Source organism: Enterobacter sp. MGH 16 (assembly GCF_000493175.1).
Classification (GTDB): Bacteria; Pseudomonadota; Gammaproteobacteria; order Enterobacterales; family Enterobacteriaceae; genus Enterobacter; species Enterobacter roggenkampii.
Genome location: NZ_KI535695.1, coordinates 4608819 through 4633886, shown reverse-complemented (window position 1 = coordinate 4633886; position 25068 = coordinate 4608819). Strand labels below are relative to the sequence as shown.

Sequence of the window (25068 nt, the reverse complement as noted above, 5' to 3'; positions counted from 1 at the left end):
ACGGCGTCACACTTTCCGTTGTAACAGCAATTTAGTCCATAAGATTAGCGGATCCTGCCTGACGACTTTTGTCCCCAGTCTCTAATGTTCTTCCATACCTGTTTTTTCGATGGAGCAACACCATGGCAATTGCGATTGGCCTCGATTTTGGCAGCGATTCAGTTCGCGCGCTGGCAGTGGACTGTACGTCCGGCCAGGAGATAGCAACCAGCGTTGAGTGGTATCCGCGCTGGCAAGAGGGGCGCTACTGCGATGCGCCAAACAACCAGTTCCGTCACCACCCGCGGGATTACATCGAGTCGATGGAAGCGGCGATCAAAACCGTCCTGGCCGAACTGACCGACGCCCAGCGGGCCGATGTTGTGGGGATTGGCGTCGACAGCACCGGCTCTACGCCTGCCCCTGTGGATGCCGAAGGCCGCGTGCTGGCGCTGCGCCCGGAGTTTGCCGACAACCCGAACGCCATGTTCGTGCTGTGGAAAGACCATACCGCCGTGGAAGAGGCCGAAGCCATCACCCGCTTATGCCATCAGCCGGGCAAAACGGACTACTCACGTTATATCGGCGGGATTTACTCCAGCGAGTGGTTCTGGGCCAAGATCCTGCACGTCACCCGCGCGGACGCGTCTGTCGCACAGGCAGCGGCGTCATGGATTGAGCTATGCGACTGGGTTCCCGCCCTGCTCTCCGGCACCACGCGCCCGCAGGATATCCGCCGCGGCCGCTGCAGCGCCGGGCATAAATCCCTGTGGCATGAAAGCTGGGGCGGTCTGCCTCCGGCCGCGTTCTTTGATGAGCTCGACCCGATCATCAACAAGAGCCTGTCATACCCGCTGTTTACCGACACCTTCACCGCCGATATTCCCGTCGGCACCCTCTGCGAAGAGTGGGCGACGCGTCTCGGCCTGCCGCAGAACGTAGCTATCTCCGGCGGCGCGTTTGACTGCCATATGGGCGCCGTGGGCGCGGGCGCGCAGCCAAACACGCTGGTCAAAGTGATCGGCACCTCCACCTGCGACATCCTGACGGCAGATAAATCCACCGTCGGCGACCGCGCGGTAAAAGGCATCTGCGGCCAGGTTGACGGCAGCGTGGTGCCAGACTTTATCGGCCTCGAAGCCGGTCAGTCCGCGTTTGGCGATATCTACGCCTGGTTTGGCCGCGTGCTCGGCTGGCCGCTGGATCGGCTGGCGGCGGCACATCCTGAACTGAAAACCCAGATCGCCGAGAGCAAAAAGCAGCTCCTGCCGCAGCTTACCGACGCCTGGGCTAAAAATCCGTCTCTCGACCACCTCCCGGTGGTGCTGGACTGGTTTAACGGCCGCCGCACGCCGTTTGCCAACCAGCGCCTGAAAGGGGTGATTACCGACCTCAACCTGGCGACCGACGCGCCTGCGCTGTTCGGCGGTCTGATTGCCGCCACCGCCTTCGGCGCCCGCGCGATTATGGAGTGCTTCACCGAGCAGGGCATCGACGTGAACAACGTGATGGCGCTGGGCGGCATCGCCCGTAAAAACCCGGTGATCATGCAGGCCTGCTGCGACGTGCTGAACCGTCCGCTCCAGATTGTGGCCTCCGATCAGTGCTGCGCGCTGGGGGCGGCAATTTTCGCCGCCGTAGCCGCTGGCGTCCATGCGGATATCCCCACCGCGCAGCAGCATATGGCGAGTGCCGTCGAAAACACCCTTCAGCCGCGTGCCCAGCAGGCACAACGCTTTGAACAGCTTTATCAGCGCTACCAGCAATGGGCAAAAAGCGCCGAACTTCACTATCTCCCTGTCGCCGCCCCGGCCAAAAGCACCGCGGACACTACGGCAACCCTGACCCATTAAGGACACGATGATGACCATTTTTAATAACTATGAAGTGTGGTTTGTGATTGGCAGCCAGCATCTTTACGGACCGGAAGCGCTGCAGCAGGTAACGAAACACGCGGAGCACGTCGTTAACGCGCTGAACGCGGAAGCCAAACTGCCGTGCAAACTGGTGCTGAAACCGCTGGGCACGACGCCGGACGAAATCACCCACATCTGCCGCGACGCCAACTACGACGATAAATGCGCCGGTCTGGTGGTGTGGCTGCACACCTTCTCACCGGCAAAAATGTGGATCAACGGCCTGTCTATCCTCAACAAACCGCTGCTGCAGTTCCATACCCAGTTCAACGCCTCCCTGCCGTGGGACAGCATCGACATGGACTTTATGAACCTGAACCAGACCGCACACGGCGGCCGCGAGTTCGGCTTCATCGGCGCGCGTATGCGTCAGCAGCACGCGGTGGTCACCGGCCACTGGCAGGATGGCAAGGCGCAACAGCGTATCGGCGCCTGGATGCGTCAGGCGGTCTCTAAGCAGGACACCCGCCACCTGAAAGTGGTGCGTTTTGGTGACAACATGCGTGAAGTTGCGGTCACCGACGGCGATAAAGTGGCCGCGCAGATCAAGTTCGGCTTCTCAGTGAATACCTGGGCGGTGGGCGATCTGGTGCAGGTGGTGAATGACATCAGCGATGGCGACGTGAGCGCGCTGGTGGACGAGTACGAAAGCAGCTACCGCCTGACGCCTGCGGCACAAATCAACGGCGACAAGCGCCAGAACGTGCTGGACGCGGCGCGCATTGAGCTGGGCATGAAGCGCTTCCTGGAACAGGGCGGTTTCCACGCCTTTACCACCACCTTTGAAGATCTCCACGGTCTGAAACAACTGCCGGGTCTGGCAGTACAACGCCTGATGCAGCAGGGCTACGGCTTTGCGGGCGAAGGCGACTGGAAAACTGCCGCTCTGCTTCGCATCATGAAGGTGATGTCGACCGGTCTGCAGGGCGGCACCTCCTTTATGGAGGACTACACCTACCACTTCGAAAACGGCAATGACCTGGTGCTCGGCTCGCACATGCTGGAAGTGTGTCCTTCTATCGCGGTAGAGGAAAAACCGATCCTCGACGTGCAGTACCTCGGCATCGGCGGTAAAGCCGATCCAGCGCGTCTGATCTTCAACACCCGCACGGGCCCGGCCATCAACGCCAGCCTGATCGATCTGGGCGATCGTTTCCGCCTGCTGGTGAACTGCGTCGATGCGGTTGAAACGCCACACTCCCTGCCGAAACTGCCGGTCGCCAACGCCCTGTGGAAAGCACAGCCGGATCTGCCGACCGCGTCAGAAGCCTGGATCCTGGCCGGTGGCGCGCACCATACCGTCTTCAGCCACGCGCTGGATCTGAACGACATGCGTCAGTTCGCCGAGCTGCACGATATCGAACTGACCGTCATTGATAACGATACCCGCCTGCCCGCCTTCAAGGACGCGCTGCGCTGGAACGAAGTCTATTACGGTTCAAAACGCTAAGCCCTGAATGCCCGGTGGCGCCGCGTTTATCGGGCCTACGGTTCTGTAGGCCGGATAAGCGAAGCGCCATCCGGCACTGGAGACAACAATGTTAGAAGAGCTCAAACGCCAGGTGCTCGAAGCCAACCTGGCGCTGCCGAAACATAATCTGGTCACCCTGACCTGGGGCAACGTCAGCGCCGTTGACCGCGATAAAGGCGTGTTTGTGATCAAGCCTTCCGGCGTCGATTACACGGTGATGACGGCGGACGATATGGTGGTGGTCAGCATCGAAACGGGTGAAGTGGTGGAAGGGAACAAAAAGCCCTCCTCCGATACGCCAACTCACCGCCTGCTCTACCGCTCATTCCCAACCATCGGCGGTATCGTGCATACCCATTCACGCCATGCCACCATCTGGGCGCAGGCGGGCCAGTCCATCCCGGCGACCGGCACCACCCACGCGGACTACTTTTACGGCACCATTCCCTGTACGCGTCTGATGACCGATGCGGAGATCAACGGCGAGTATGAGTGGGAAACCGGCAACGTGATCGTTGAGACCTTCGAAAAACGGGGAATCGATGCCGCGCAAATGCCCGGCGTGCTGGTGCACTCCCACGGCCCGTTCGCCTGGGGTAAAAACGCGGAAGATGCGGTGCATAATGCGATTGTGCTCGAAGAGATCGCCTATATGGGGATCTTCTGCCGCCAGCTGGCGCCGCAGCTGCCGGACATGCAGCAGACCCTGCTGGATAAGCATTATCTGCGCAAGCACGGCGCGAAAGCGTATTACGGGCAGTAGCTTGTAGGCCGGATAAGTGCAGCGCCGTCCGGCTAAACAGGCACTGTATAAAACCCCAGCAAACCCACCTCAACCAGGCTATAATCAGGCCTGGTTTTGTTTTATGGGATAACGGCGTGGCGCAGGCGCAAGAAGGCTTTTTACTGACCCGACACTGGCGGGATACGCCTCAGGGTACCGAGGTTGAATTCTGGCTGGCAACGGACAACGGCCCGCTGCAGGTGACGCTGCCGCCGCAGGAGTCCGTGGCGTTTATTCCCGAAGCGGACGTCGAAAAAGTGAAACAGCTGCTGCGCGGTGAAAACGGCTGGCGCATTACCCCGCTTGAACTGAAAGATTTCCACCGTCAGCCGGTTTATGGCCTCTACTGTCGCGCCCATCGTCAGCTGATGCGCTATGAAAAACTGCTCCGTGAAGCAGGCGTGACGCTCTACGAAGCGGATATCCGCCCACCCGAACGCTTTCTGATGGAGCGGTTTATTACCGCGCCCGTCTGGGTCGATGGTTCTCCGCAAAATGGCGGTCTCATCAACGCGCGGCTAAAGCCGAACCCGCACTACCGTCCGCCGCTGAAGTGGGTCTCCCTGGATATCGAAACCACCCGTCACGGCGAACTGTACTGTATAGGACTTGAAGGCTGCGGCGATCGGGTTGTCTATATGCTCGGGCCACCGAATGGTGATGCCTCCGCGCTGGATTTCCGGCTTGAGTATGTTACCAGCCGGCCGCAGCTGCTGGAGAAGCTCAACCAGTGGTTTGCCGACTTCGATCCCGACGTTCTGATCGGCTGGAACGTGGTGCAGTTCGACCTGCGCGTGCTGCAAAAACACGCCGAGCGTTACCGCATCCCGCTGATGCTCGGGCGCGGCAACAGCGAGCTTGAGTGGCGCGAACACGGTTTTAAGAACGGCGTTTTCTTCGCACAGGCGAACGGCCGCCTGATTATCGACGGCATCGAGGCGCTCAAGTCCGCCTTCTGGAACTTCTCGTCATTCGCCCTCGAAGCGGTGGCGCAGGAGCTGCTTGGCGAAGGCAAATCCATCGACAACCCCTGGGACAGAATGGACGAGATCGACCGGCGCTTTAACGAAGACAAGCCCGCGCTCGCCACCTATAACCTGAAAGACTGTGAGCTGGTCACGCGGATTTTCCACAAAACCGAAATCATGCCCTTCCTGCTGGAGCGCGCGACGGTAAACGGCCTTGCGGTCGACAGGCACGGCGGCTCCGTGGCGGCCTTTAGCCACCTCTATTTTCCCCGAATGCACCGGGCAGGATACGTCGCCCCCAACCTCGGGGACGTGCCGCCGCAGGCCAGCCCCGGCGGCTACGTCATGGATTCCCGACCGGGACTGTATGACTCCGTTCTGGTCCTGGACTACAAAAGCCTCTACCCGTCGATAATTCGCACCTTCCTGATCGATCCCGTCGGGCTGGTGGAAGGCCTGGCCCAGCCGGATGATGAACACAGCACCGAAGGCTTCCTCGGCGCACGCTTCTCGCGGGAAAAACACTGCCTGCCCGACATCGTGGGCAACATCTGGCACGGCCGCGATGAGGCCAAGCGCCACGGCAACAAGCCCCTCTCACAGGCGCTGAAAATCATCATGAACGCCTTCTACGGGGTGCTGGGCACCAGCGCCTGTCGCTTCTTCGACCCGCGGCTGGCGTCGTCGATCACCATGCGTGGGCACGAGATCATGCGTCAGACTAAAGCGCTGATTGAATCCCGGGGCTATGACGTCATCTACGGCGACACGGACTCCACCTTTGTATGGCTTAAGGGCGCGCATTCCGAAGACGGTGCCGCGCAAATCGGCAAAGCGCTGGTTGCCTTCGTGAACGACTGGTGGCAGGAACATCTGCAGAAAGCGCGCTTAACCAGCGCGCTGGAGCTGGAATTTGAAACCCATTTTGCCCGCTTCTTAATGCCCACCATCCGCGGTACCGATCAGGGCAGCAAGAAGCGCTATGCCGGGCTGATTCAGGAAGGCAACGCGCAGCGGATGGTCTTTAAAGGGCTCGAGACAGTGCGTACCGACTGGACGCCGCTGGCCCAGCAGTTCCAGCAAACGCTCTATCTGCGGGTATTTCGCAATGAGCCGTATCAGGACTACGTGCGCGAGACGATCGCCAGCCTGATGGCAGGCGAACTTGACGCGCAGCTGGTGTATCGCAAACGCCTGCGCCGCCCGCTCGCGGAGTACCAGCGTAACGTTCCTCCGCACGTTCGCGCCGCGCGCCTCGCGGACGAAGAAAACGTCCGCCGTGGCCGCGCGCCGCAGTATCAGAATCGGGGAACCATCAAATACGTCTGGACGATAAACGGTCCGGAACCGGTGGATTATCAGCACTCGCCTCTGGATTATGAACACTATCTGACGCGTCAGCTTCAGCCGGTTGCCGACGGAATTTTGCCCTTCATCGACGATGATTTTGCTACACTAGTGACAGGGCAACTTGGCCTATTTTGACGCGTGACGAAATGGCTGCCATCCAGTACCATAGCGCCCTTTCCATTCCCGGACCCATTTTTCGATGACCGTCTTTTTTGACGGTGGTCGAACTATTGCCTGCAATTAAAGATTAGAGCCGAACAACTATGCCTTTTACACTTGGTCAACGCTGGATCAGCGATACAGAAAGCGAACTTGGATTAGGAACCGTCGTTGCCGTTGATGCGCGCATGGTTACCCTCCTCTTCCCTGCCACCGGTGAAAACCGCCTGTACTCCCGCAATGACTCCCCTGTAACCCGCGTGATGTTTAATCCGGGTGACACCGTGACCAGCCACGACGGCTGGCAGCTCAAGATTGAAGACGTAAAAGAAGAGAATGGACTGCTCGCCTACATCGGCACTCGCCTGGACACCGACGAGGCCAATGTCATCCTGCGCGAAGTGCTGCTCGACAGCAAGCTGGTGTTCAGCAAGCCGCAGGACCGCCTGTTTGCCGGGCAAATCGACCGTATGGATCGCTTCTCCCTGCGCTATCGCGCGCGTAAGTTCCAGAGTGAACAGTACCGCATGCCCTGGAGCGGCCTGCGCGGCCAGCGCACCAGCCTGATCCCCCACCAGCTGAACATCGCCCATGACGTGGGCCGTCGCCATGCGCCGCGCGTGCTGCTGGCAGATGAAGTGGGCCTGGGTAAAACCATCGAGGCGGGCATGATCCTGCACCAACAGCTGCTTTCCGGCGCTGCCGAGCGCGTGCTGATTGTGGTGCCAGAAACCTTACAGCACCAGTGGCTGGTTGAGATGCTGCGCCGCTTTAACCTGCGCTTCTCTCTGTTCGATGACGAACGCTACGCCGAAGCCCAGCACGATGCGGACAACCCGTTTGAAACCGAACAGCTGGTGATTTGTTCTCTCGACTTCGTGCGCCGCAGCAAGCAGCGTCTTGAGCATCTGTGCGATGCCGAGTGGGACCTGATGGTCGTCGACGAAGCGCACCACCTGGTCTGGAGCGAAGATGCGCCGAGCCGCGAATATATGGCTATCGAGCAGCTTGCCGAGCGCGTGCCTGGCGTCCTGCTGCTGACCGCTACGCCGGAACAGCTGGGTCTGGAAAGCCACTTCGCCCGTCTGCGCCTGCTCGATCCAAACCGTTTCCACGACTTCGGGCAGTTTGTGGAAGAACAGAATAACTACCGTCCGGTTGCAGATGCCGTCGCGCTGCTGCTGGCGGGCAAGCGTCTTTCTGATGACGAACTCAACACCCTGAGCGATCTGATTGGCGAGCAGGATATCGAGCCGCTGCTGCAGGCCGCTAACAGCGACAGCGACAACGCGGAATCCGCGCGTAAAGAGCTGATCGACATGCTGATGGATCGCCACGGCACCAGTCGCGTCCTGTTCCGTAACACCCGTAACGGTGTGAAAGGGTTCCCGAAACGCGAGCTGCATACCATTAAGCTGCCGCTGCCGACGCAGTATCAGACGGCAATTAAAGTTTCCGGCATCATGGGCGCGCGCAAAACGCAGGAAGAGCGCGCCCGCGACATGCTCTACCCGGAACAAATCTACCAGGAATTTGAAGGCGATACCGGCACCTGGTGGAACTTCGATCCGCGCGTAGAGTGGCTGATGGGCTACCTGACCGCGCACCGCTCCCAGAAGGTGCTGGTGATCTGCGCCAAGGCGGCCACCGCGCTGCAGCTGGAGCAGGTCCTGCGCGAGCGCGAAGGCATTCGCGCCGCCGTGTTCCACGAAGGCATGTCCATCGTTGAACGCGACCGCGCTGCGGCGTGGTTTGCCGAAGAGGACAGCGGCGCTCAGGTTATGCTGTGTTCTGAAATCGGTTCTGAAGGCCGTAACTTCCAGTTCGCCAGCAACCTGGTGATGTTCGATCTGCCGTTCAACCCGGATCTGCTGGAGCAGCGTATCGGTCGTCTGGATCGTATCGGTCAGGCGCACGATATTCAGATCCACGTGCCGTATCTGGAAAAAACGGCCCAGTCCGTGCTGGTGCGCTGGTTCCACGAAGGTCTGGATGCGTTTGAACATACCTGCCCGACGGGCCGCACCATTTACGATCAGGTGCACGGCGATCTGATCGGCTATCTGGCCGCGCCGGAAAACACCGACGGCTTTGACGATCTGATTAAGTCCTGTCGTGAGAAGCATGACGCGCTGAAAGCGCAGCTTGAACAAGGCCGCGACCGCCTGCTGGAGATCCACTCCAACGGCGGTGAAAAAGCGCAGGCGCTGGCTGAGAGCATTGAAGAGCAGGATGATGACACCAGCCTCATCAGCTTCTCCATGAACCTGTTCGACATCGTTGGCATTAACCAGGACGACCGCGGCGAGAACCTGATTGTCCTGACCCCGTCCGATCACATGCTGGTGCCAGATTTCCCGGGCCTGCCGGAAGATGGCTGCACCATCACCTTCGAGCGTGATGTGGCGCTGTCCCGCGAAGATGCTCAGTTCATCACCTGGGAACACCCGCTGATCCGTAACGGGCTGGATCTGATCCTCTCTGGCGATACCGGCAGCAGCACCATCTCGCTGTTGAAAAACAAGGCGCTGCCCGTAGGCACGCTGCTGCTGGAGCTGATCTACGTTGTGGAAGCGCAGGCGCCGAAACAGCTGCAGCTCAACCGCTTCCTGCCACCAACGCCGGTGCGTCTGCTGCTGGATAAAAACGGCACGAACCTCGCAGGACAGGTTGAATTTGAGAGCTTCAACCGCCAGCTGAGCGCGGTGAACCGCCATACCGGCAGCAAGCTGGTCAATGCGGTGCAGCAGGACGTGCATGCCATTCTCCAGCAGGGTGAAACCCAGATTGAAAAAGCGGCCAGAGCGCTGATTGACGCCGCGCGCAGTGAAGCCGACGAGAAACTGTCTGCAGAGCTGTCGCGTCTGGAGGCGTTGAAGGCCGTGAACCCGAACATTCGTGACGACGAGCTGGCGGCGATTGAAAGCAACCGTCAGCAGGTGCTGGAAAGCCTGGATCAGGCAAGCTGGCGTCTGGATGCCCTGCGTCTTATCGTTGTGACGCATCAGTAAACGGAGCGCAAGATGGTGATGGAGCCGTACAATCCGCCACAGGATCCCTGGCTGGTCATTCTGTATCAGGATGAACACATTATGGTGGTCAACAAGCCCAGCGGGCTGTTGTCCGTGCCGGGTCGTCTGGACGAGCACAAAGACAGCGTGATGACGCGCATTCAGCGCGATTATCCTCAGGCGGAGTCGGTCCATCGCCTGGACATGGCGACCAGCGGCGTGATTGTGGTGGCGCTGAACAAAGCGGCAGAACGCGAGCTGAAGCGCCAGTTCCGCGAGCGCGAGCCGAAGAAGCAGTATGTCGCCCGCGTCTGGGGTCACCCGGCGCAGGCGGAAGGGCTGGTGGATTTACCGCTGATCTGCGACTGGCCGAATCGGCCAAAGCAGAAGGTGTGTTATGAAACCGGCAAGGCCGCGCAAACCGAGTATGAAGTGCTTGAGTACGCGCCGGATAATACCGCGCGCGTCCTGCTTAAGCCGATTACCGGACGTTCACACCAGCTGCGCGTGCATATGCTTGCGCTGGGTCATCCGATTCTGGGCGACCGCTTTTACGCGCCGCCTGAAGCGCTGACCTTAGCGCCACGTCTGCAGCTGCACGCGCAGACGCTTACCATCACCCATCCGGCCTTCGGTAACGCGATGACGTTTAAAGCCCCGGTCGATTTTTAAATTCCTGATGTGAATATTTACTGTTAGCTCACTGTCGACGGTAAATATTCACACAGCATATATATCTCCCCTGCTCATCTGAAAACCCGCCCAAGTTCATTCACGATAATTATCTCTTCCTTAAATAACACTCAGTATTTTTAGAAAGACTAAGGTTTGGATTAAAAAATATTAAATTGAACACGATGCAATTTATTACTGATAATCCAGCTCATTTTAAGGAAATACTAACTCTACCCTATCCAAACGGAGTTATTTTTCTACTCAACAGCCACACTTAGTTTACTCATTGATTCACAAGGAAGTGTATGAACCGTTCGTATAACATCGTCTGGAATTGCGCCAGAAATATGTACATCGTTGCCTCGGAGTTTTCAAAAGGGGACAGCAAAGTCAAATCCTGCGTACGCGCCGGAAGCGCGATCGCAACGTTTATCTTGTCAGGTGTTGTGGGTACCGCACACGCCAGTGACACGACGTTTGTTGCAGTCCCGGGTAGTAATACCATCAGTGGTGAATATTCAACGACGAGCCCTAATACCTCGGCGGTATCCGCCTCTGGCTCTGATGTCATCGTCACCGATAACGGCGCCTTAACGATATCCACAACCGGGGATGCAGGCATGGGGCTATCCGTGTCGAATGGAGCGAAAATCACGCTCGATGATTCGGGATCCACAATCCGCACTTCCGGGGAAGGCAGTCATGCGATAACCATTGTCGGTGATAACTCAGAAGCCATGTTGAACAACCTTACCGTTTCGACGGAAGGCGAGATCGCATCTGCCGTATTGTTTAGCTCTAATGCAAAAGGCAGCATTGACGGGGGGAGTTATACGGCGACGGGAGAGGGTTCTTATGGTGTTGAGATATTGAATGGCGCAGACCTGACGATAAAAAACGCGACCATTACGACTTCCGGGTATGGCATGGCTCGGGCTATTGTTAACCGATATGCCACCCTTTCATTAGACAATGTGAATATAAACACCACGGGAGATTTTGGTAATGCAGGTATATATAACGACGGTGAATTGACCGGCTCAAACGTCACGATTACCACTACCGGAAGCCAGAGCTTTGGTATTCAAAACTATACCAACACATTTAATTTAGCGGCATCCCACGTTGAAACTTACGGTGAGCAGTCAGTTGGCATAATGAATACCGGACGCGCAGAACTCACTGACACTCATATCGTCACTCATGGGAAAAATGCTGACGCAATATCCTCTGACGGGGCAAAGAGCACATTCGTACTGAATAACGGTTCAACGATCGCGTCCGGAGAAAATTCGCGGGCAGTGGCGATGACTCACGGTGGAGCCCTTGAGGCGAACAGCACAGATATCACCAGCGAACAATCTGCTGCCATTGCCTTAGAAAGCGCCAGCAGCGCGACCGTCACCCACAGCAACGTTTCCGGTAGCAATGTCGCCTTCTCGTTCAGCGGTGGAAAAAATGTCGCTACGATTGACGGAGAGAGCATTACGGCAACCGCGTCCGGAGGAAGTGCTTTTGCGGTGGATTCCGGATCTGCCGAAATTAACGTGAAGAATGTGCAAACGATGAACGCAGACAATCTGCTCACCGTGGCCAATACTACTGATGCAGTCACCCTTCGCGCTGAAAACAGCAAGCTGTCCGGCGCCGTTAAGGCCAGCGGTAATAACGTCAGCATGACGCTGGATGCGAACAGCCAATGGCTGCTGACGGCCGATTCCAGCGTCGGTAATCTTACCAGCAGCGGACGCATCACACTCGGCGATGAAAACGGCAGTACTGGTACACTCAATGTCGGTAATTTCACCCTTCTGGCTAACAGCCAAACTGATGTCTATCTTGACGCAAACGCGACCAGTGCACCTATTGTCGCTCAGAATGCGACGCTTGATGGCACACTAAATATTACAGGTTACGGTAGTGCCAGCACGCTTTCCGCGGATAGCGCCTTCACGGTGATTGACGCTGAAAATGCAATTAATGGCAATTTTACCAACCTCACCGTCGCGGGCATGGCATCTGGCTCCGTTGACTTCATCACCTTTAGCGGCACCATTGATCCCGCCGACGTGACCAATTACGTCCTGACACCGTCATTAACCTGGTATGCCAGCCAGAACCCAGCGGCAACAGCGGCTCACGGCACATTCACTCTGAACAATCCTGACGGCAGCTTTACGCTGAGCACGGCGCTTGTCGATCAAAATGCCGAAGCCACGACCGGATGGGACGGCAAATCGCTGACCAAAGAGGGGCAAGGTACGCTGATCCTTAATGCCGCAAACAGTTACAGCGGCACAACGGATGTGAACCAGGGCACGCTCTGGCTGGACGAGGCTGGCGTTATCGGCGTACAAAACAGCGAGCAGGCCGTGAATGTCGCGGCAGGCGCCACGTTTGGCGGTTCCAACGGTGTGGTGAACGGCAATGTTAATAGCAAGGGCACCGTTCAGTTCAACGACACGCTAACGATCAATGGCGATCTGAGCAACGCAGGCAGCATTGTCAGCGGCAATATTGAAGGAACCAATGGTGCGACGACCGGCAACACGCTGATCGTAAACGGCGATTACACCAGCAACCAGGGTTCTGTGACGCTAAATACGCAGTTAGGCGACGACACGTCTCCAACCGATATGCTTAACATTACGGGGAATACGTCCGGGAACACCACCCTGTACATTAACAACGTTGGTGGTCAGGGCGCACTGACCCAAAACGGTATTGAAGTGATTCAGGTCGGCGGTGCATCAAACGGTACCTTTGTTCAGGGTAATCAGGTCCAGATTAACGCCTACGAATACCGCCTGTATCAGGACTCAGGGGACTGGTATCTTCGTTCCCAGGCCACGAGTGATAATGGCGACGTAACGCCTCAGTATCGTGCCGATATCGGTTCATACCTCAGCAACCAGTGGCTGGCTCGCGATCTGCAAATGCAGACCCTGTCAGACCGAGAAGGCAGTCAGTTCAAATCGGAAAACGGCACAACATGGGCGCGTTTCAAAGCAGGTAAGAACCAGTCTACTGCGGCAGAGAGCAATATTGATATCGACAGCAACTACTCGCAGTTCCAGATTGGGGGCGATGTTGCCGCCTGGAACAACGGCGAACAAAGCCTGGTGGTCGGGGTTATGGGTAGCTATATCAACGCCAGCAGCGACAGCACTGGCAATAAAGGTGCTGACGGCAGCCGCTTTAGCGCTGACGGTAAAGTCGATGGCTATAACCTCGGAGTCTATGCAACGTGGTTTGCCGATGCCCGACAGCATCAGGGTTTTTATGTCGACAGTTGGTATCAGTATGGGATGTACCACAACAGCGTAGATAACGGTGACGTTGGCTCAACGGATTACGATTCAAACGCCAACGCCGTTTCGCTGGAAACAGGCTACCGCTACGATATCGCACTCGGCGACAACACGCTGAGCCTTACGCCGCAGGCACAGGTCGTCTGGCAGGATTACAGTGCGGATGATATCAAAGACAGCAGCGGCACGACGATTGATGGGCAAAACGGCGAAAGCTGGACCACCCGTTTAGGCCTGCGCATTGACAGCAAGATGAATAAGTCGAACGACGCGGTTATCCAGCCGTTTGCGGAGGCCAACTGGCTGCATACCTCTGAAGACACGGCAGTCAACTTTGGTGACATACAGATCAAACAGGACCTTCCTGCCGATCGTGCGGAGCTGAAAGCGGGTATTCAGGCAAATGTGAGCAAGCAATGGAGCGTTATTGCCCAGGTCTCCGGACAGAAAGGTGATAATGATTACAGCGATGTAAACGGTAGCCTGAACGTGCGCTACAGCTGGTAACCCTGTATAAAGGGCCTGGCAGCTCATGCCGTCAGGCCCTTCATCATTCTAAAAAGGGGCTTATTTGAAGCCTTTCTTCTCTTTAATCAGCTCGTACGCTTTCTGAATTTCCTGCGCTTTTTGCTTCGCCATCTCCATCATTTCAGGCGGTAAGCCTTTTGCAACCAGCTTGTCTGGATGGTGCTCGCTCATGAGCTTACGATAGGCACGTTTGATGGTGGTCTGATCGTCAGAGGGTTTTACGCCAAGCACGTTGCAGGCATCTTCCAGCGTCGGACCACGCTGCGCCTGCTGCCAGGCACCGCCAGAAGACTGCTGGTGATCCCCGCCGCCAAACTGCGCGCCACCCTGCATCATGCGCAGGAACTGATCGAACTGCATACGGGAGATACCCAGCTCTTCCGCAATCACGTATAAAACATCGCGTTCGTTAGGGTGAAGCGAGCCGTCGGCGAAGGCCGCCTGAATCTGGATTTCCAGAAACATCCGAATTAAATCAAAACGGCCGAAGCAGATGCTGCGGAACTGGCGCATTTTTTCGCGAAGCGGGTAGTTATCGGATTTCCCGATGCGAAACGCATTTTGCGCCTCCAGGCGGGAGTCACCGTGCAGATTCATGCGATCCATAAAGACGCTGGCAATCTGAATATCGGCTTCCGTGACGCGCCCTTTGGATTTGGTTAAATGCCCCATCACCTCAAAAGTGGTGGAGAAAAAGAGTGACTGGCGCTCGCGCTGGTTGGCAAACCAGGCCATTTTACGGCTGCGCGCCTTATCAAACATATGGCCAATAATAAGCCCCAGCACTATTCCCCAGAACCCGGCACCCATGATGATGGCGAACGCAACGCCGATTATTTTACCCCAATACTGCATATACTCCCCGGATAGTCATATTCCTGGCCGACGCAACGTCATCATCACTGTGTTCAAGTCACGGTCAATTGAAGGACATCGCCTATAATTTGCTTTATCATACTCGTCATTCGATAGCGAGCCTAACACTCTGGCACGCAAACGGGCAGGATTAACGCTGGTACTGCGCAGATGAGTAAGATAGTCTCTGAGCGTTTGTAAGCCGTAGCCACTGATGACGGAACAATAAAATACAACGTATGAAAAAACGTATCCCCACCCTCCTGGCCACAATGATTGGCACCGCCCTGTACAGTCAACAGGGGATGGCGGCCGATCTCGCCTCGCAGTGCATGCTTGGCGTCCCAAGTTATAATCGCCCACTGGTGAGTGGCGATACAAATAGCTTGCCGGTAACCATTACTGCCGACAGTTCAAAAGGGACTTACCCTGACAATGCCACCTTTACAGGCAATGTCGATATTAACCAGGGCAATAGCCGCCTGCAGGCAGATGAAGTGCAGTTGCACCAGAAGCAGCCGGAAGGTGCGGCCGAGCCGGTCCGAACGGTGGATGCGCTGGGTAATGTGCACTATGACGACAATCAGGTCATCCTGAAAGGTCCGAAAGCCTGGTCAAACCTGAATACCAAAGACACTAACGTCTGGAAAGGTGATTACCAGATGGTGGGTCGCCAGGGGCGCGGTGACGCAGACCTGATGAAACAGCGCGGTGAAAACCGCTATACGATCCTGGAAAATGGCACGTTCACGTCGTGTCTGCCGGGTTCAAATACCTGGAGCGTGGTCGGGAGCGAAGTTATCCATGACCGCGAAGAGCAGGTCGCAGAGATCTGGAACGCTCGCTTCAAGGTGGGTCCGGTCCCCATATTCTACAGCCCTTATCTGCAGCTTCCGGTGGGTGACAAACGTCGCTCCGGTTTCCTGATCCCGAATGCCAAATACAGCACCACGAACTACTTTGAGTTCTACCTGCCGTATTACTGGAACATCGCGCCTAACATGGATGCGACGATCACGCCGCACTATATCCACAAGCGCGGTAACGTCATGTGGGAGAACGAGTTCCGCTATCTGACTCAGGCAGGTGCGGGTCTGATGGAGCTGGATTATCTGCCGTCGGATAACGTTTACAAGGACGACGCCAGAAACGTTTCTGGTGATAACCGTCACCGCTGGCTGTACTACTGGCAGCATTCCGGGGTGATGGATCAGGTGTGGCGCTTTAATGTTGATTACACCAAAGTCAGCGATTCGGCTTATTTTAATGACTTTTCGTCCAAATACGGCTCGAGTACTGATGGCTATGCTACGCAGAAATTCAGCGTAGGCTATGCGGTGCAGAGCTTTGATGCAACCGTCTCGACCAAGAAATTCCAGGTGTTTTCTGACCAGTCCACGCCTACCTATGGTGCTGAGCCACAGCTGGACGTCAACTGGTATCAGAATGATGTAGGTCCATTCGACACCCATGTTTACGCTCAGGCGGTGCATTTCGTTAACACGGATTCGGATATGCCTGAAGCCACGCGTGTTCACCTTGAGCCGACGATCAATCTGCCGTGGTCTAACGACTGGGCAAGCCTGAATACCGAAGCCAAGCTGATGGCGACTCACTATCAGCAAAAAAATCTTGATAATTACAACTCAACTAACAGTGCGCATCTGGAAGAGTCGGTCAACCGAACGCTCCCTCAGTTTAAAATGGACGGCAAGCTGATTTTCGAGCGTGATATGGCCCTGCTGGCGGATGGTTATACCCAGACGCTTGAACCGCGTATGCAGTATTTGTACGTGCCATACCGCGACCAGAGCAACATTCAGAACTACGACTCCTCTTTACTGCAGTCTGACTATAGTGGTCTGTTCCGTGACCGTACTTACGGTGGTCTGGACCGTATCGCCTCAGCGAACCAGTTAACGACCGGCGTCACAACACGTGTTTATGATGATGCAGCCGTTGAACGTTTTAACGTTTCTGTGGGTCAAATCTACTACTTCACAGAGTCTCGCACGGGCGATGACAATATTCAGTGGGAGAAAGACAACAAAACGGGATCGATAGTTTGGGCGGGAGATACCTACTGGCGTATGACTGACCGTTGGGGCCTGCGTGGCGGTGTGCAATATGACACTCGTCTCGACAACGTTGCTAACAGTAGTGCCGCCATAGAGTATCGTCGTGATGAAGATCGCATGATTCAGGTAAGCTATCGCTACGCTAGCCCGGAATACATTCAGGCAACGCTACCGAAAAGCAATGACCAGAACAGCATCAACTACTGGAAATCACCGCAATATTCGGATGGTATTTCTCAGGTCGGTGCGGCAGCGAGTTGGCCTATCGCCGACCGTTGGTCAATCGTAGGCGCTTACTACTTTGACACTAACGCCAATAAAGCTGCTGACCAGATGGTAGGTCTGCAATATAACTCCTGCTGCTACGCGCTGCGTGTCGGTTACGAACGTAAGCTTAACGGCTGGGAAAACAATCAGAGCAAATACGATAACGTGATTGGCTTTAACTTCGAGTTACGCGGCCTGAGTTCCAACTACGGTCTGGGTACGCAGAAAATGCTGCGCTCGAACATTCTGCCTTACCGCAGTTCCTTGTAATGTGCTTGATTTGCAACGTAATCCGCTTTGCGGTTAATTGAAATGGAAAAAGTATGAAGAACTGGAAAACGCTGCTGCTCGGTGTCGCTATGGTTGCGAATACCAGCTTCGCGGCCCCCCAGGTTGTTGATAAAGTCGCTGCTGTGGTTAACAACGGCGTCGTGCTTGAAAGTGACGTTGACGGTCTGATGAAATCGGTGAAGCTCAATTCGGGCGAAGCGGGTCAGCAGCTTCCGGATGACGCCACGCTGCGCCACCAGATCCTGGAACGCCTGATCATGGATCAGATCGTTCTGCAAATGGGGCAGAAAATGGGTGTGAAGGTCACTGACGAGCAGCTCGATCAGGCGATCGCTAACATCGCAAAGCAGAACAATATGTCTTTAGACCAGATGCGCAGCCGTCTGGCCTATGACGGCATCAGCTACGCTACCTATCGTAACCAGATCCGTAAAGAGATGCTGATTTCGGAAGTGCGTAACAACGAAGTGCGTCGCCGAGTCACTATCCTGCCTCAGGAAGTGGACGCGCTGGCAAAACAGGTGGGTAACCAGAACGATGCAAGCACAGAGCTGAACCTGAGCCACATTCTGATCCCACTGCCAGAGAACCCTACGTCCGATCAGGCTGCGGAAGCAGAAAGCCAGGCACGTTCAATTGTCGAACAGGCGCGTAACGGCGGTGACTTTGGCAAGCTGGCCATCACCTACTCCGCAGACCAACAGGCGCTGAAAGGCGGCCAGATGGGCTGGGGACGTATTCAGGAGCTGCCATCCCTCTTTGCTCAGGCACTGAGCACGGCTAAGAAAGGCGATATCGTCGGTCCAATCCGTTCAGGCGTGGGCTTCCACATTCTGAAAGTGAACGATCTGCGCGGCCAGAGCCAAAATATCTCCGTTACCGAAGTTCACGCTCGCCACATTCTGCTGAAGCCGTCACCAATCATGACTGACGATCAGGCGCGTGCGAAGCTGGAACAGATTGCGGCAGATATTAAGAGCGGTAAAACCTCGTTTGCGAAAGCAGCAAAAGAGTTCTCTCAGGATCCTGGCTCTGCTAACCAGGGTGGCGATCTGGGCTGGGCAGCGGCGGATATTTACGATCCTGCCTTCCGTGACGCGTTGATGAAGCTGAACAAAGGCCAGATCAGCGCGCCGGTACACTCTTCGTTTGGCTGGCATCTGATCGAGCTGATGGACACTCGTAACGTTGATAAAACGGATGCAGCACAGAAAGACAGAGCCTACCGCATGCTGTTTAACCGTAAGTTCTCTGAAGAAGCAGCCACCTGGATGCAGGAACAACGCGCCAGTGCTTACGTGAAAGTGCTGAGCAACTAATGAAACAGCATCGTGTTGTTATCACGCCCGGCGAACCCGCCGGGATTGGGCCTGACCTCGTTGTCCAGCTTGTCCAGCGCAGCTGGCCAGTAGAACTGGTTGTCTGCGCCGATGCAACACTGTTACAAGACCGGGCAGCGCTGCTCGGTCTGCCTTTAACGCTCATCCCTTACGTTGAAGGTCAACAGCCTGCACCGCAGCAAGCCGGTACCCTCACCCTTCTTTCTGTTCCCCTTCGTACGCCGGTCATTCCTGGCCAGCTCAGCACGGAAAACGGCCATTATGTCGTTGAAACCCTTGCGCGCGCCTGCGACGGTTGCCTGAAGGGCGAATTTGCCGCCCTGATTACCGGCCCCGTCCACAAAGGCGTCATCAACGAAGCGGGTATACCGTTTACCGGTCATACGGAGTTCTTTGAAGAGCGCTCGCACAGTCCGAAAGTGGTGATGATGCTGGCGACGGAAGAAATGCGCGTTGCGCTGGTGACCACCCATCTGCCGATCAAAGCGATTCCGGATGCGATCACGCCTGAACTCCTGCGCGAGATCATCGGGATTTTGCATCACGATCTGCAGACAAAATTTGGGATCCCGCAGCCGCATGTGCTGGTCTGCGGCCTGAATCCGCACGCCGGCGAAGGCGGGCACATGGGTACCGAAGAGATCGACACCATCATTCCGGTACTCAACGAAATGCGGGCGAAGGGGATGAATCTCAGCGGTCCGCTGCCTGCTGATACCCTTTTCCAGCCGAAATACCTGGATAATGCCGACGCCGTGCTCGCGATGTACCACGATCAGGGCCTGCCCGTGCTAAAATACCAGGGCTTTGGCCGCGGCGTGAATATCACCCTCGGTTTACCCTTTATTCGAACGTCCGTTGACCACGGTACTGCGCTGGATCTGGCAGGCCAGGGGAAGGCGGATGTCGGCAGTTTTATTACGGCGCTTAATCTCGCCATCAAAATGATTGTTAATACTCAATGACTAATCGAGTCCATCAGGGCCACTTAGCCCGTAAACGTTTCGGGCAAAACTTCCTTAACGATCAGTTCGTGATCGAAAGCATTGTCTCGGCTATTAATCCACAAAAAGGCCAGGCGATGGTCGAAATCGGCCCGGGCCTTGCCGCACTGACCGAGCCGGTAGGCGAACGCCTCGACGAACTGACCGTCATCGAACTGGACCGCGATCTGGCCGCACGCCTGCAAACGCACCCGTTCCTCGGGCCGAAGCTGACCATCTATCAGCAGGACGCTATGACCATGAACTTCGGCGAACTGTCAGAAAAAATGGGTCAGCCGCTGCGCGTATTCGGCAACCTGCCGTATAACATCTCCACGCCGCTCATGTTCCACCTCTTTAGCTATACTGATGCCATTGCCGACATGCACTTCATGTTGCAAAAAGAGGTGGTTAACCGCCTGGTTGCAGGCCCGAACAGTAAAGCGTATGGTCGTTTAAGCGTGATGGCGCAATATTACTGCAACGTGATCCCGGTACTCGAAGTACCGCCGTCAGCGTTCACACCACCACCGAAAGTGGATTCAGCGGTTGTGCGCCTTGTGCCGCACAAAACGAAACCGTACCCGGTAAAAGATCTGCGTGTACTGAGCCGCATTACCACTGAAGCCTTTAACCAGCGTCGTAAAACGATCCGTAACAGCCTCAGCAATTCCTTCACCGTTGAGGTGTTAGCTGAGCTTGGGATCGACCCGGCAATGCGTGCGGAGAACATCTCCGTAGAGCAATACTGCAAGCTGGCTAATTACATCAGCGAAAATGCGCCGCCGAAGGAGAGTTAAGCCATGATTGATTCGCCCCGCGTATGTGTCCATGTACAAAGCGTTTATGTTGAATCACAGTCCTCACCGGATGAAGAACGTTTTGTCTTTGCTTACACCGTGACCATTCGCAATCTGGGGCGGACGCCCGTGCAGCTGCGCGGGCGCTACTGGCTTATCACCAACGGCAATGGCCGCGAAATCGAAATCCAGGGGGAAGGTGTGGTCGGTGAACAGCCTCATATCGCCCCTGGCGAAGAGTACCAGTACACCAGCGGCGCGGTGATTGAAACGCCGATGGGTACCATGCAAGGCCATTATGAAATGGTCGACGTCGATGGCAATGATTTCCGCGTTGCCATTCCGGTGTTCCGTCTCGCCGTAACCACACTCATTCATTAATCTAATGTCTACATATCTGATTGGCGACGTTCACGGTTGCTACGATGAACTGATCGCATTATTAAAACAGGTCGACTTTACGCCAGGACAGGACACACTCTGGCTGACGGGCGATTTAGTCGCGCGTGGCCCCGGCTCCCTTGAAGTATTACGTTTCGTCAAATCGCTAGGCGACAGCGTGCGCATGGTGCTGGGCAATCACGATCTGCACCTGCTGGCGGTGTTCGCCGGGATCAGCCGCAACAAGCCTAAAGATCGCCTCACCCCGCTGCTGGATGCGCCGGATGCCGACGATCTGATTAACTGGCTGCGCCGTCAGCCGCTGCTGCAGGTCGACGAAGAGAAAAAGCTGGTCATGGCGCATGCCGGGATCACGCCACAATGGGATCTTGAGACGGCGAAAACCTGTGCGCGCGACGTTGAGGCGGTGCTGGCGAGCGACTCCTATCCTTTCTTCCTCGATGCCATGTACGGCGATATGCCGAACCACTGGAGCGAGGATCTCAGCGGTCTGGCGCGTCTGCGCTTTATTACCAACGCCTTCACCCGCATGCGTTTCTGCTTCCCGAACGGACAGCTGGACATGTATTCCAAAGAGACGCCGGAGAGCGCGCCCGCTCCGCTCAAACCGTGGTTTGCCATTCCGGGGCCGGTGACAAGTGAGTACAACGTGGTATTTGGTCACTGGGCTGCACTGGAAGGAAAAGGAACGCCGGAAGGGATCTACGGTCTGGATACCGGATGCTGCTGGGGCGGAGAGTTAACCTGCTTACGCTGGGAAGATAAAACTTACTTTGTTCAGCCGTCCAACCGACAGCTGGACTTAGGGGAAGACGAGGCGGTTGCCTCCTGATATGCACTTCCCTCTCCCGGCCGGGAGAGGGAAAAAATCACTTAACGACGTTCCAGAATCTCGAAGCAGTAGCTGTGAGAATTCTGTGCATCCGCGTCGTGGAATTCACTGAATACCGATTCCCACTCGTCCGGATCGTAGTCAGGGAAATGGGTATCCCCTTCCACTTCCGCATCAATGTGGGTCAGATACAGCTTCTGCGCTTTAGGCAGGAACTGCTCATACACGCGCCCGCCGCCAATCACCATGATCTCTTCGGCATTGCCGCATGCAGCAATCGCCTCGTCGACTGATTTTACCCATTCGACGCGATCGTCAGTACCCGGCTGGCTGCTGATAACGATATTTTTACGGCCCGGCAATGGACGACCAATCGACTCCCAGGTCAGGCGGCCCATCACTACCGGCTTGTTTAACGTAGTACGTTTAAACCATGCGAGATCGGCAGGCAGGTTCCACGGCATGGCATTTTCCATACCGATAACGCGGTCCACCGCCAGCGCTGCAATCAGACTGATCATTGAAAATTTCCCGGATGCAAAAAATTGCCGCCACTATACGGAAAGCTTAATCTTTCGTCGACTGGCGGCAGGGTAAAGATAAAGAAATTTTTTATTATTGCTGGCAACTCCACTTCACGCGGAAGGTTTACTCTCCGGCTCGTCAGCCGGATCCCCGGTATGCTTGCCCTCTTCCGTTCCCTGCCAGCCGTGACGCTGGATAAGCGACAGGTGATTACGGTCCTCGTTAATGATTTCCGTCAGCATCGCGCTGGTGCGTTTAAACACCGCCGCGCGCTCCGTGGCCGTACTGCCCGCCATCGCCGCCATCTCTTCCACCATCTCAGTATTAAAGCGACGGAACAGGTCCGCACGCTCGCGCGCTTCGTACGCGCCGAGCCCCAGATTTTCCAGCGCCATGCGGCCAGACTTCAGCGCACCTTCAAAGGTTTCACGCTCCGGTGCTTCTACCCCCGCCTGCCGCAGCCGGATATAGTGATCAACATCGCGGGCGCGTGAAATGATGGTCAGATTCGGGAAATGTTCTTTCGCCATTTCCACCATCTGCATGCTGGTCTCCGGATCGTCAATGGCGTTAATCAACACCTCCGCTTTTGCCGCCCCGGCAGATTCCAGCAGATCGACGCGGGTCGCATCGCCGTAAAACACCTTCATATCAAATTTTCGCAGGGTATCGACATGGTCGGGGTCGTGATCGAGGATAACCATTTTCACCCCGCTGGACAGCAGCAGACGGCCAACGATCTGCCCGTAGCGGCCAAATCCGGCAATAATGACGCGCGGCTGCTCTTCGTCAATTTCATCGGCTTCGCGCTCCTGCTCGCTACCCGATTTTTCCAGACGCGTCAGCACCACCAGCAGAATAGGCGTCGCGGCCATCGACAGCGCGACCGCGAGCGTCAGCGCTTTCGCCCACTCTGGGTCGAGGACGTTTGCCATTTGTGCTGCGCCAAAGACCACAAACGCAAATTCACTCCCCTGCCCCAGCAGAACCGCAAACCAGCTGCGCTGCTTATTCGGCACCTTGAGCGGACGCGCAATCAGCCACAGCATCGCCATTTTAATGATCAGGAAGCCAACCAGCAGGATGACGATCCGCAGCGGGTGCGTCACCAGCGTGCCGAAGTCGACGGACATCCCCACGCCGATGAAAAACAGCCCCAGCAGCAAGCCTTTGAACGGCTCAATATCGCTTTCCAGCGCGTGACGGTATTCGGAACTCGCCAGCAGAACGCCTGCGAGGAACGCCCCCATCGCCATCGACAGCCCGGCTTCCTCCAGCAGCAAACCAAAGCCAAACACCAGGAAGAGCGCCACGGCGCTGAACACTTCGCGAAGGCCCGAGCGGGCAACGAACCGCAGCAGCGGACGGGTGACGTAGCGACCAAGCAGCACCACCAGCGCCAGCGCCCCCACCACTTTTAATGCCGACAGCGCAAACGCCCCCAGCGTCGTAGCGGAACCGCTGGCCGCCAGCAGTGGGATCATCGCCACCAGCGGGATAGCGGCAATGTCCTGGAACAGCAGCACCGAGAACGCGCTGCGTCCCATCTGGGAGACCGTCAGATTGCGCTCGTTCATGGCCTGCATGGCAATGGCGGTCGAGGAGAGCGCCAGCGTCATGCCGATAAGCTCTGCCACTTTCCAGTCCATGCCCAGCAGGATGCAGAACCCACCCAGCAGCAGGCCGCAGGCCACCATCTGCAGCGCCCCGCCGCCAAACACCGAGGCGCGAAGCTTCCACAGGCGCTGCGGATCGAGTTCCAGACCAATCACAAAGAGCATCAGTACAACGCCGATTTCAGCGAAATGGAGGATTGCCTCTGCATCCGTCACCAGTCGAAAGCCCCACGGCCCAATGACGCAGCCCGCAATCAGATAGCCGAGAACAGAGCCCAGTCCCAGGCGAACCGCCACGGGTACAATCAGCGCCGCCGCGCCGAGGTATATCAGCGCCTGTATCAGCGTATGGCTATCCATGGTGCGCCTCCTGCCACTCAAGTAAGCGTTGTTTATAATGGCGCGCCTGCGCCTGCAGCGTTTCATCGTCGCAGACAAAGGTGCAGTGCATCGCAAAAGGCGGGAGCCAGTTCAGCCCGCAATAAAGTGCGGTCGCCTGCAGCGGCTGTGCCAGAACATCAAACCCCGGGAAGGAACCAATATCAAAGTGGCTTTCCCCTCCACCCGTGGTGACCGCCCACATCAGGCTTTTCCCTTTTAGGGCATGGCCATTGTGGCCATACGCCCAGCCGTGGGAGAAGACTTTATCAATCCATAATTTCAGGAGCGGGGGCGTGCTGTACCACTGCATGGGATGCTGCCAGACGATCAGATCGGCACGGGAGAGCGCCTCCTGTTCGGCGGCAATATCGATGTTGAAATCGGGATAGAGTTGATAGAGGGAACGTATCTCGACGTTTTCAAGCGTCCTTACCTGCTCAAGCATCCGCTTATTCGCATGCGAGTGCTGCGGATAGGGGTGCGCATAAATTATGAGTATCATCAAATGGCCTGTCTTCTTCTCTTCTTCTAGCAATGAGTGTAGAC

17 protein-coding genes are annotated in these 25068 nt (G+C 56.4%); 13 read left to right on the top strand and 4 right to left on the bottom strand.

What is annotated here, in order from left to right:
- Positions 1-122: 122 nt before the first annotated feature.
- The 7 genes from araB to L362_RS0123295 all read left to right on the top strand — a co-directional run bounded on the left by araB (position 123) and on the right by L362_RS0123295 (position 14131).
- Positions 123-1832: a ribulokinase gene (gene araB / locus L362_RS01365; protein WP_023345427.1), complete on the top strand. Its 1710-nt coding sequence runs from the start codon at positions 123-125 to the stop codon at positions 1830-1832.
- Positions 1833-1842: 10 nt separating this feature from the next.
- Complete coding sequence (araA, locus tag L362_RS01370; RefSeq protein ID WP_021240541.1) at positions 1843-3345, top strand: L-arabinose isomerase; 1503 nt, start codon at positions 1843-1845, stop codon at positions 3343-3345.
- Positions 3346-3433: 88 nt separating this feature from the next.
- Positions 3434-4129 (top strand): L-ribulose-5-phosphate 4-epimerase, encoded by a 696-nt coding sequence (gene araD, locus L362_RS01375; protein ID WP_023345426.1) that lies wholly within the window; start codon positions 3434-3436, stop codon positions 4127-4129.
- A 116-nt stretch (positions 4130-4245) separates the two neighbouring features.
- Positions 4246-6603, top strand: a complete 2358-nt coding sequence (gene polB, locus L362_RS01380; protein WP_023345425.1) for a DNA polymerase II — start codon at positions 4246-4248, stop codon at positions 6601-6603.
- A gap of 128 nt (positions 6604-6731) precedes the next feature.
- The gene (gene rapA, locus L362_RS01385) at positions 6732-9638 is read left to right on the top strand and encodes an RNA polymerase-associated protein RapA (RefSeq protein ID WP_023345424.1); all 2907 of its coding nucleotides are present in this window, start codon (positions 6732-6734) and stop codon (positions 9636-9638) included.
- A 12-nt stretch (positions 9639-9650) separates the two neighbouring features.
- Positions 9651-10310 carry a bifunctional tRNA pseudouridine(32) synthase/23S rRNA pseudouridine(746) synthase RluA gene (gene rluA, locus L362_RS01390; RefSeq protein ID WP_023345423.1) on the top strand — a complete coding sequence of 220 codons (660 nt, stop codon included), beginning with the start codon at positions 9651-9653 and terminating at the stop codon, positions 10308-10310.
- A gap of 308 nt (positions 10311-10618) precedes the next feature.
- A complete protein-coding gene (locus L362_RS0123295; protein WP_023345422.1) occupies positions 10619-14131 on the top strand; it encodes an autotransporter outer membrane beta-barrel domain-containing protein in 3513 nt (1170 codons plus the stop codon).
- Between the two features lie 60 nt (positions 14132-14191).
- Here L362_RS0123295 and djlA read toward each other — a convergent pair whose 3' ends face one another.
- The gene (djlA, locus tag L362_RS01395; protein ID WP_023345421.1) at positions 14192-15007 is read right to left on the bottom strand and encodes a co-chaperone DjlA; all 816 of its coding nucleotides are present in this window, start codon (positions 15005-15007) and stop codon (positions 14192-14194) included.
- Between the two features lie 239 nt (positions 15008-15246).
- On the opposite strand from djlA, the gene lptD reads away from it, so the two are divergent.
- From lptD to apaH, 6 genes are read left to right on the top strand one after another with little or no spacing between them, the layout of a single operon-like run.
- Positions 15247-17622, top strand: a complete 2376-nt coding sequence (gene lptD, locus L362_RS01400) for an LPS assembly protein LptD (protein WP_023345420.1) — start codon at positions 15247-15249, stop codon at positions 17620-17622.
- Between the two features lie 53 nt (positions 17623-17675).
- The gene (gene surA / locus L362_RS01405) at positions 17676-18962 is read left to right on the top strand and encodes a peptidylprolyl isomerase SurA (RefSeq protein WP_008502018.1); all 1287 of its coding nucleotides are present in this window, start codon (positions 17676-17678) and stop codon (positions 18960-18962) included.
- Entirely contained in the window at positions 18962-19948 is a 987-nt protein-coding gene (gene pdxA / locus L362_RS01410; RefSeq protein WP_023345419.1) for a 4-hydroxythreonine-4-phosphate dehydrogenase PdxA, read from the top strand. Before surA ends, pdxA begins: the two co-directional genes overlap by 1 nt.
- Positions 19945-20766 (top strand): 16S rRNA (adenine(1518)-N(6)/adenine(1519)-N(6))-dimethyltransferase RsmA, encoded by an 822-nt coding sequence (rsmA, locus tag L362_RS01415; RefSeq protein WP_008502020.1) that lies wholly within the window; start codon positions 19945-19947, stop codon positions 20764-20766. Before pdxA ends, rsmA begins: the two co-directional genes overlap by 4 nt.
- Positions 20767-20769: 3 nt before the next feature.
- On the top strand, positions 20770-21147 hold the full coding sequence (apaG, locus tag L362_RS01420) for a Co2+/Mg2+ efflux protein ApaG (RefSeq protein WP_023345418.1): 378 nt from the start codon (positions 20770-20772) through the stop codon (positions 21145-21147).
- Positions 21148-21151: 4 nt separating this feature from the next.
- Entirely contained in the window at positions 21152-22000 is an 849-nt protein-coding gene (gene apaH / locus L362_RS01425) for a bis(5'-nucleosyl)-tetraphosphatase (symmetrical) ApaH (protein ID WP_021240549.1), read from the top strand.
- Between the two features lie 41 nt (positions 22001-22041).
- Here apaH and folA read toward each other — a convergent pair whose 3' ends face one another.
- The 3 genes from folA to kefF form a co-directional block, all read right to left on the bottom strand.
- Complete coding sequence (gene folA, locus L362_RS01430) at positions 22042-22521, bottom strand: type 3 dihydrofolate reductase (RefSeq protein ID WP_008502023.1); 480 nt, start codon at positions 22519-22521, stop codon at positions 22042-22044.
- A gap of 114 nt (positions 22522-22635) precedes the next feature.
- On the bottom strand, positions 22636-24501 hold the full coding sequence (kefC, locus tag L362_RS01435; protein ID WP_023345417.1) for a glutathione-regulated potassium-efflux system protein KefC: 1866 nt from the start codon (positions 24499-24501) through the stop codon (positions 22636-22638).
- Complete coding sequence (gene kefF, locus L362_RS01440; protein WP_023345416.1) at positions 24494-25024, bottom strand: glutathione-regulated potassium-efflux system oxidoreductase KefF; 531 nt, start codon at positions 25022-25024, stop codon at positions 24494-24496. Before kefF ends, kefC begins: the two co-directional genes overlap by 8 nt.
- Between the last annotated feature and the right edge of the window lie 44 nt (positions 25025-25068).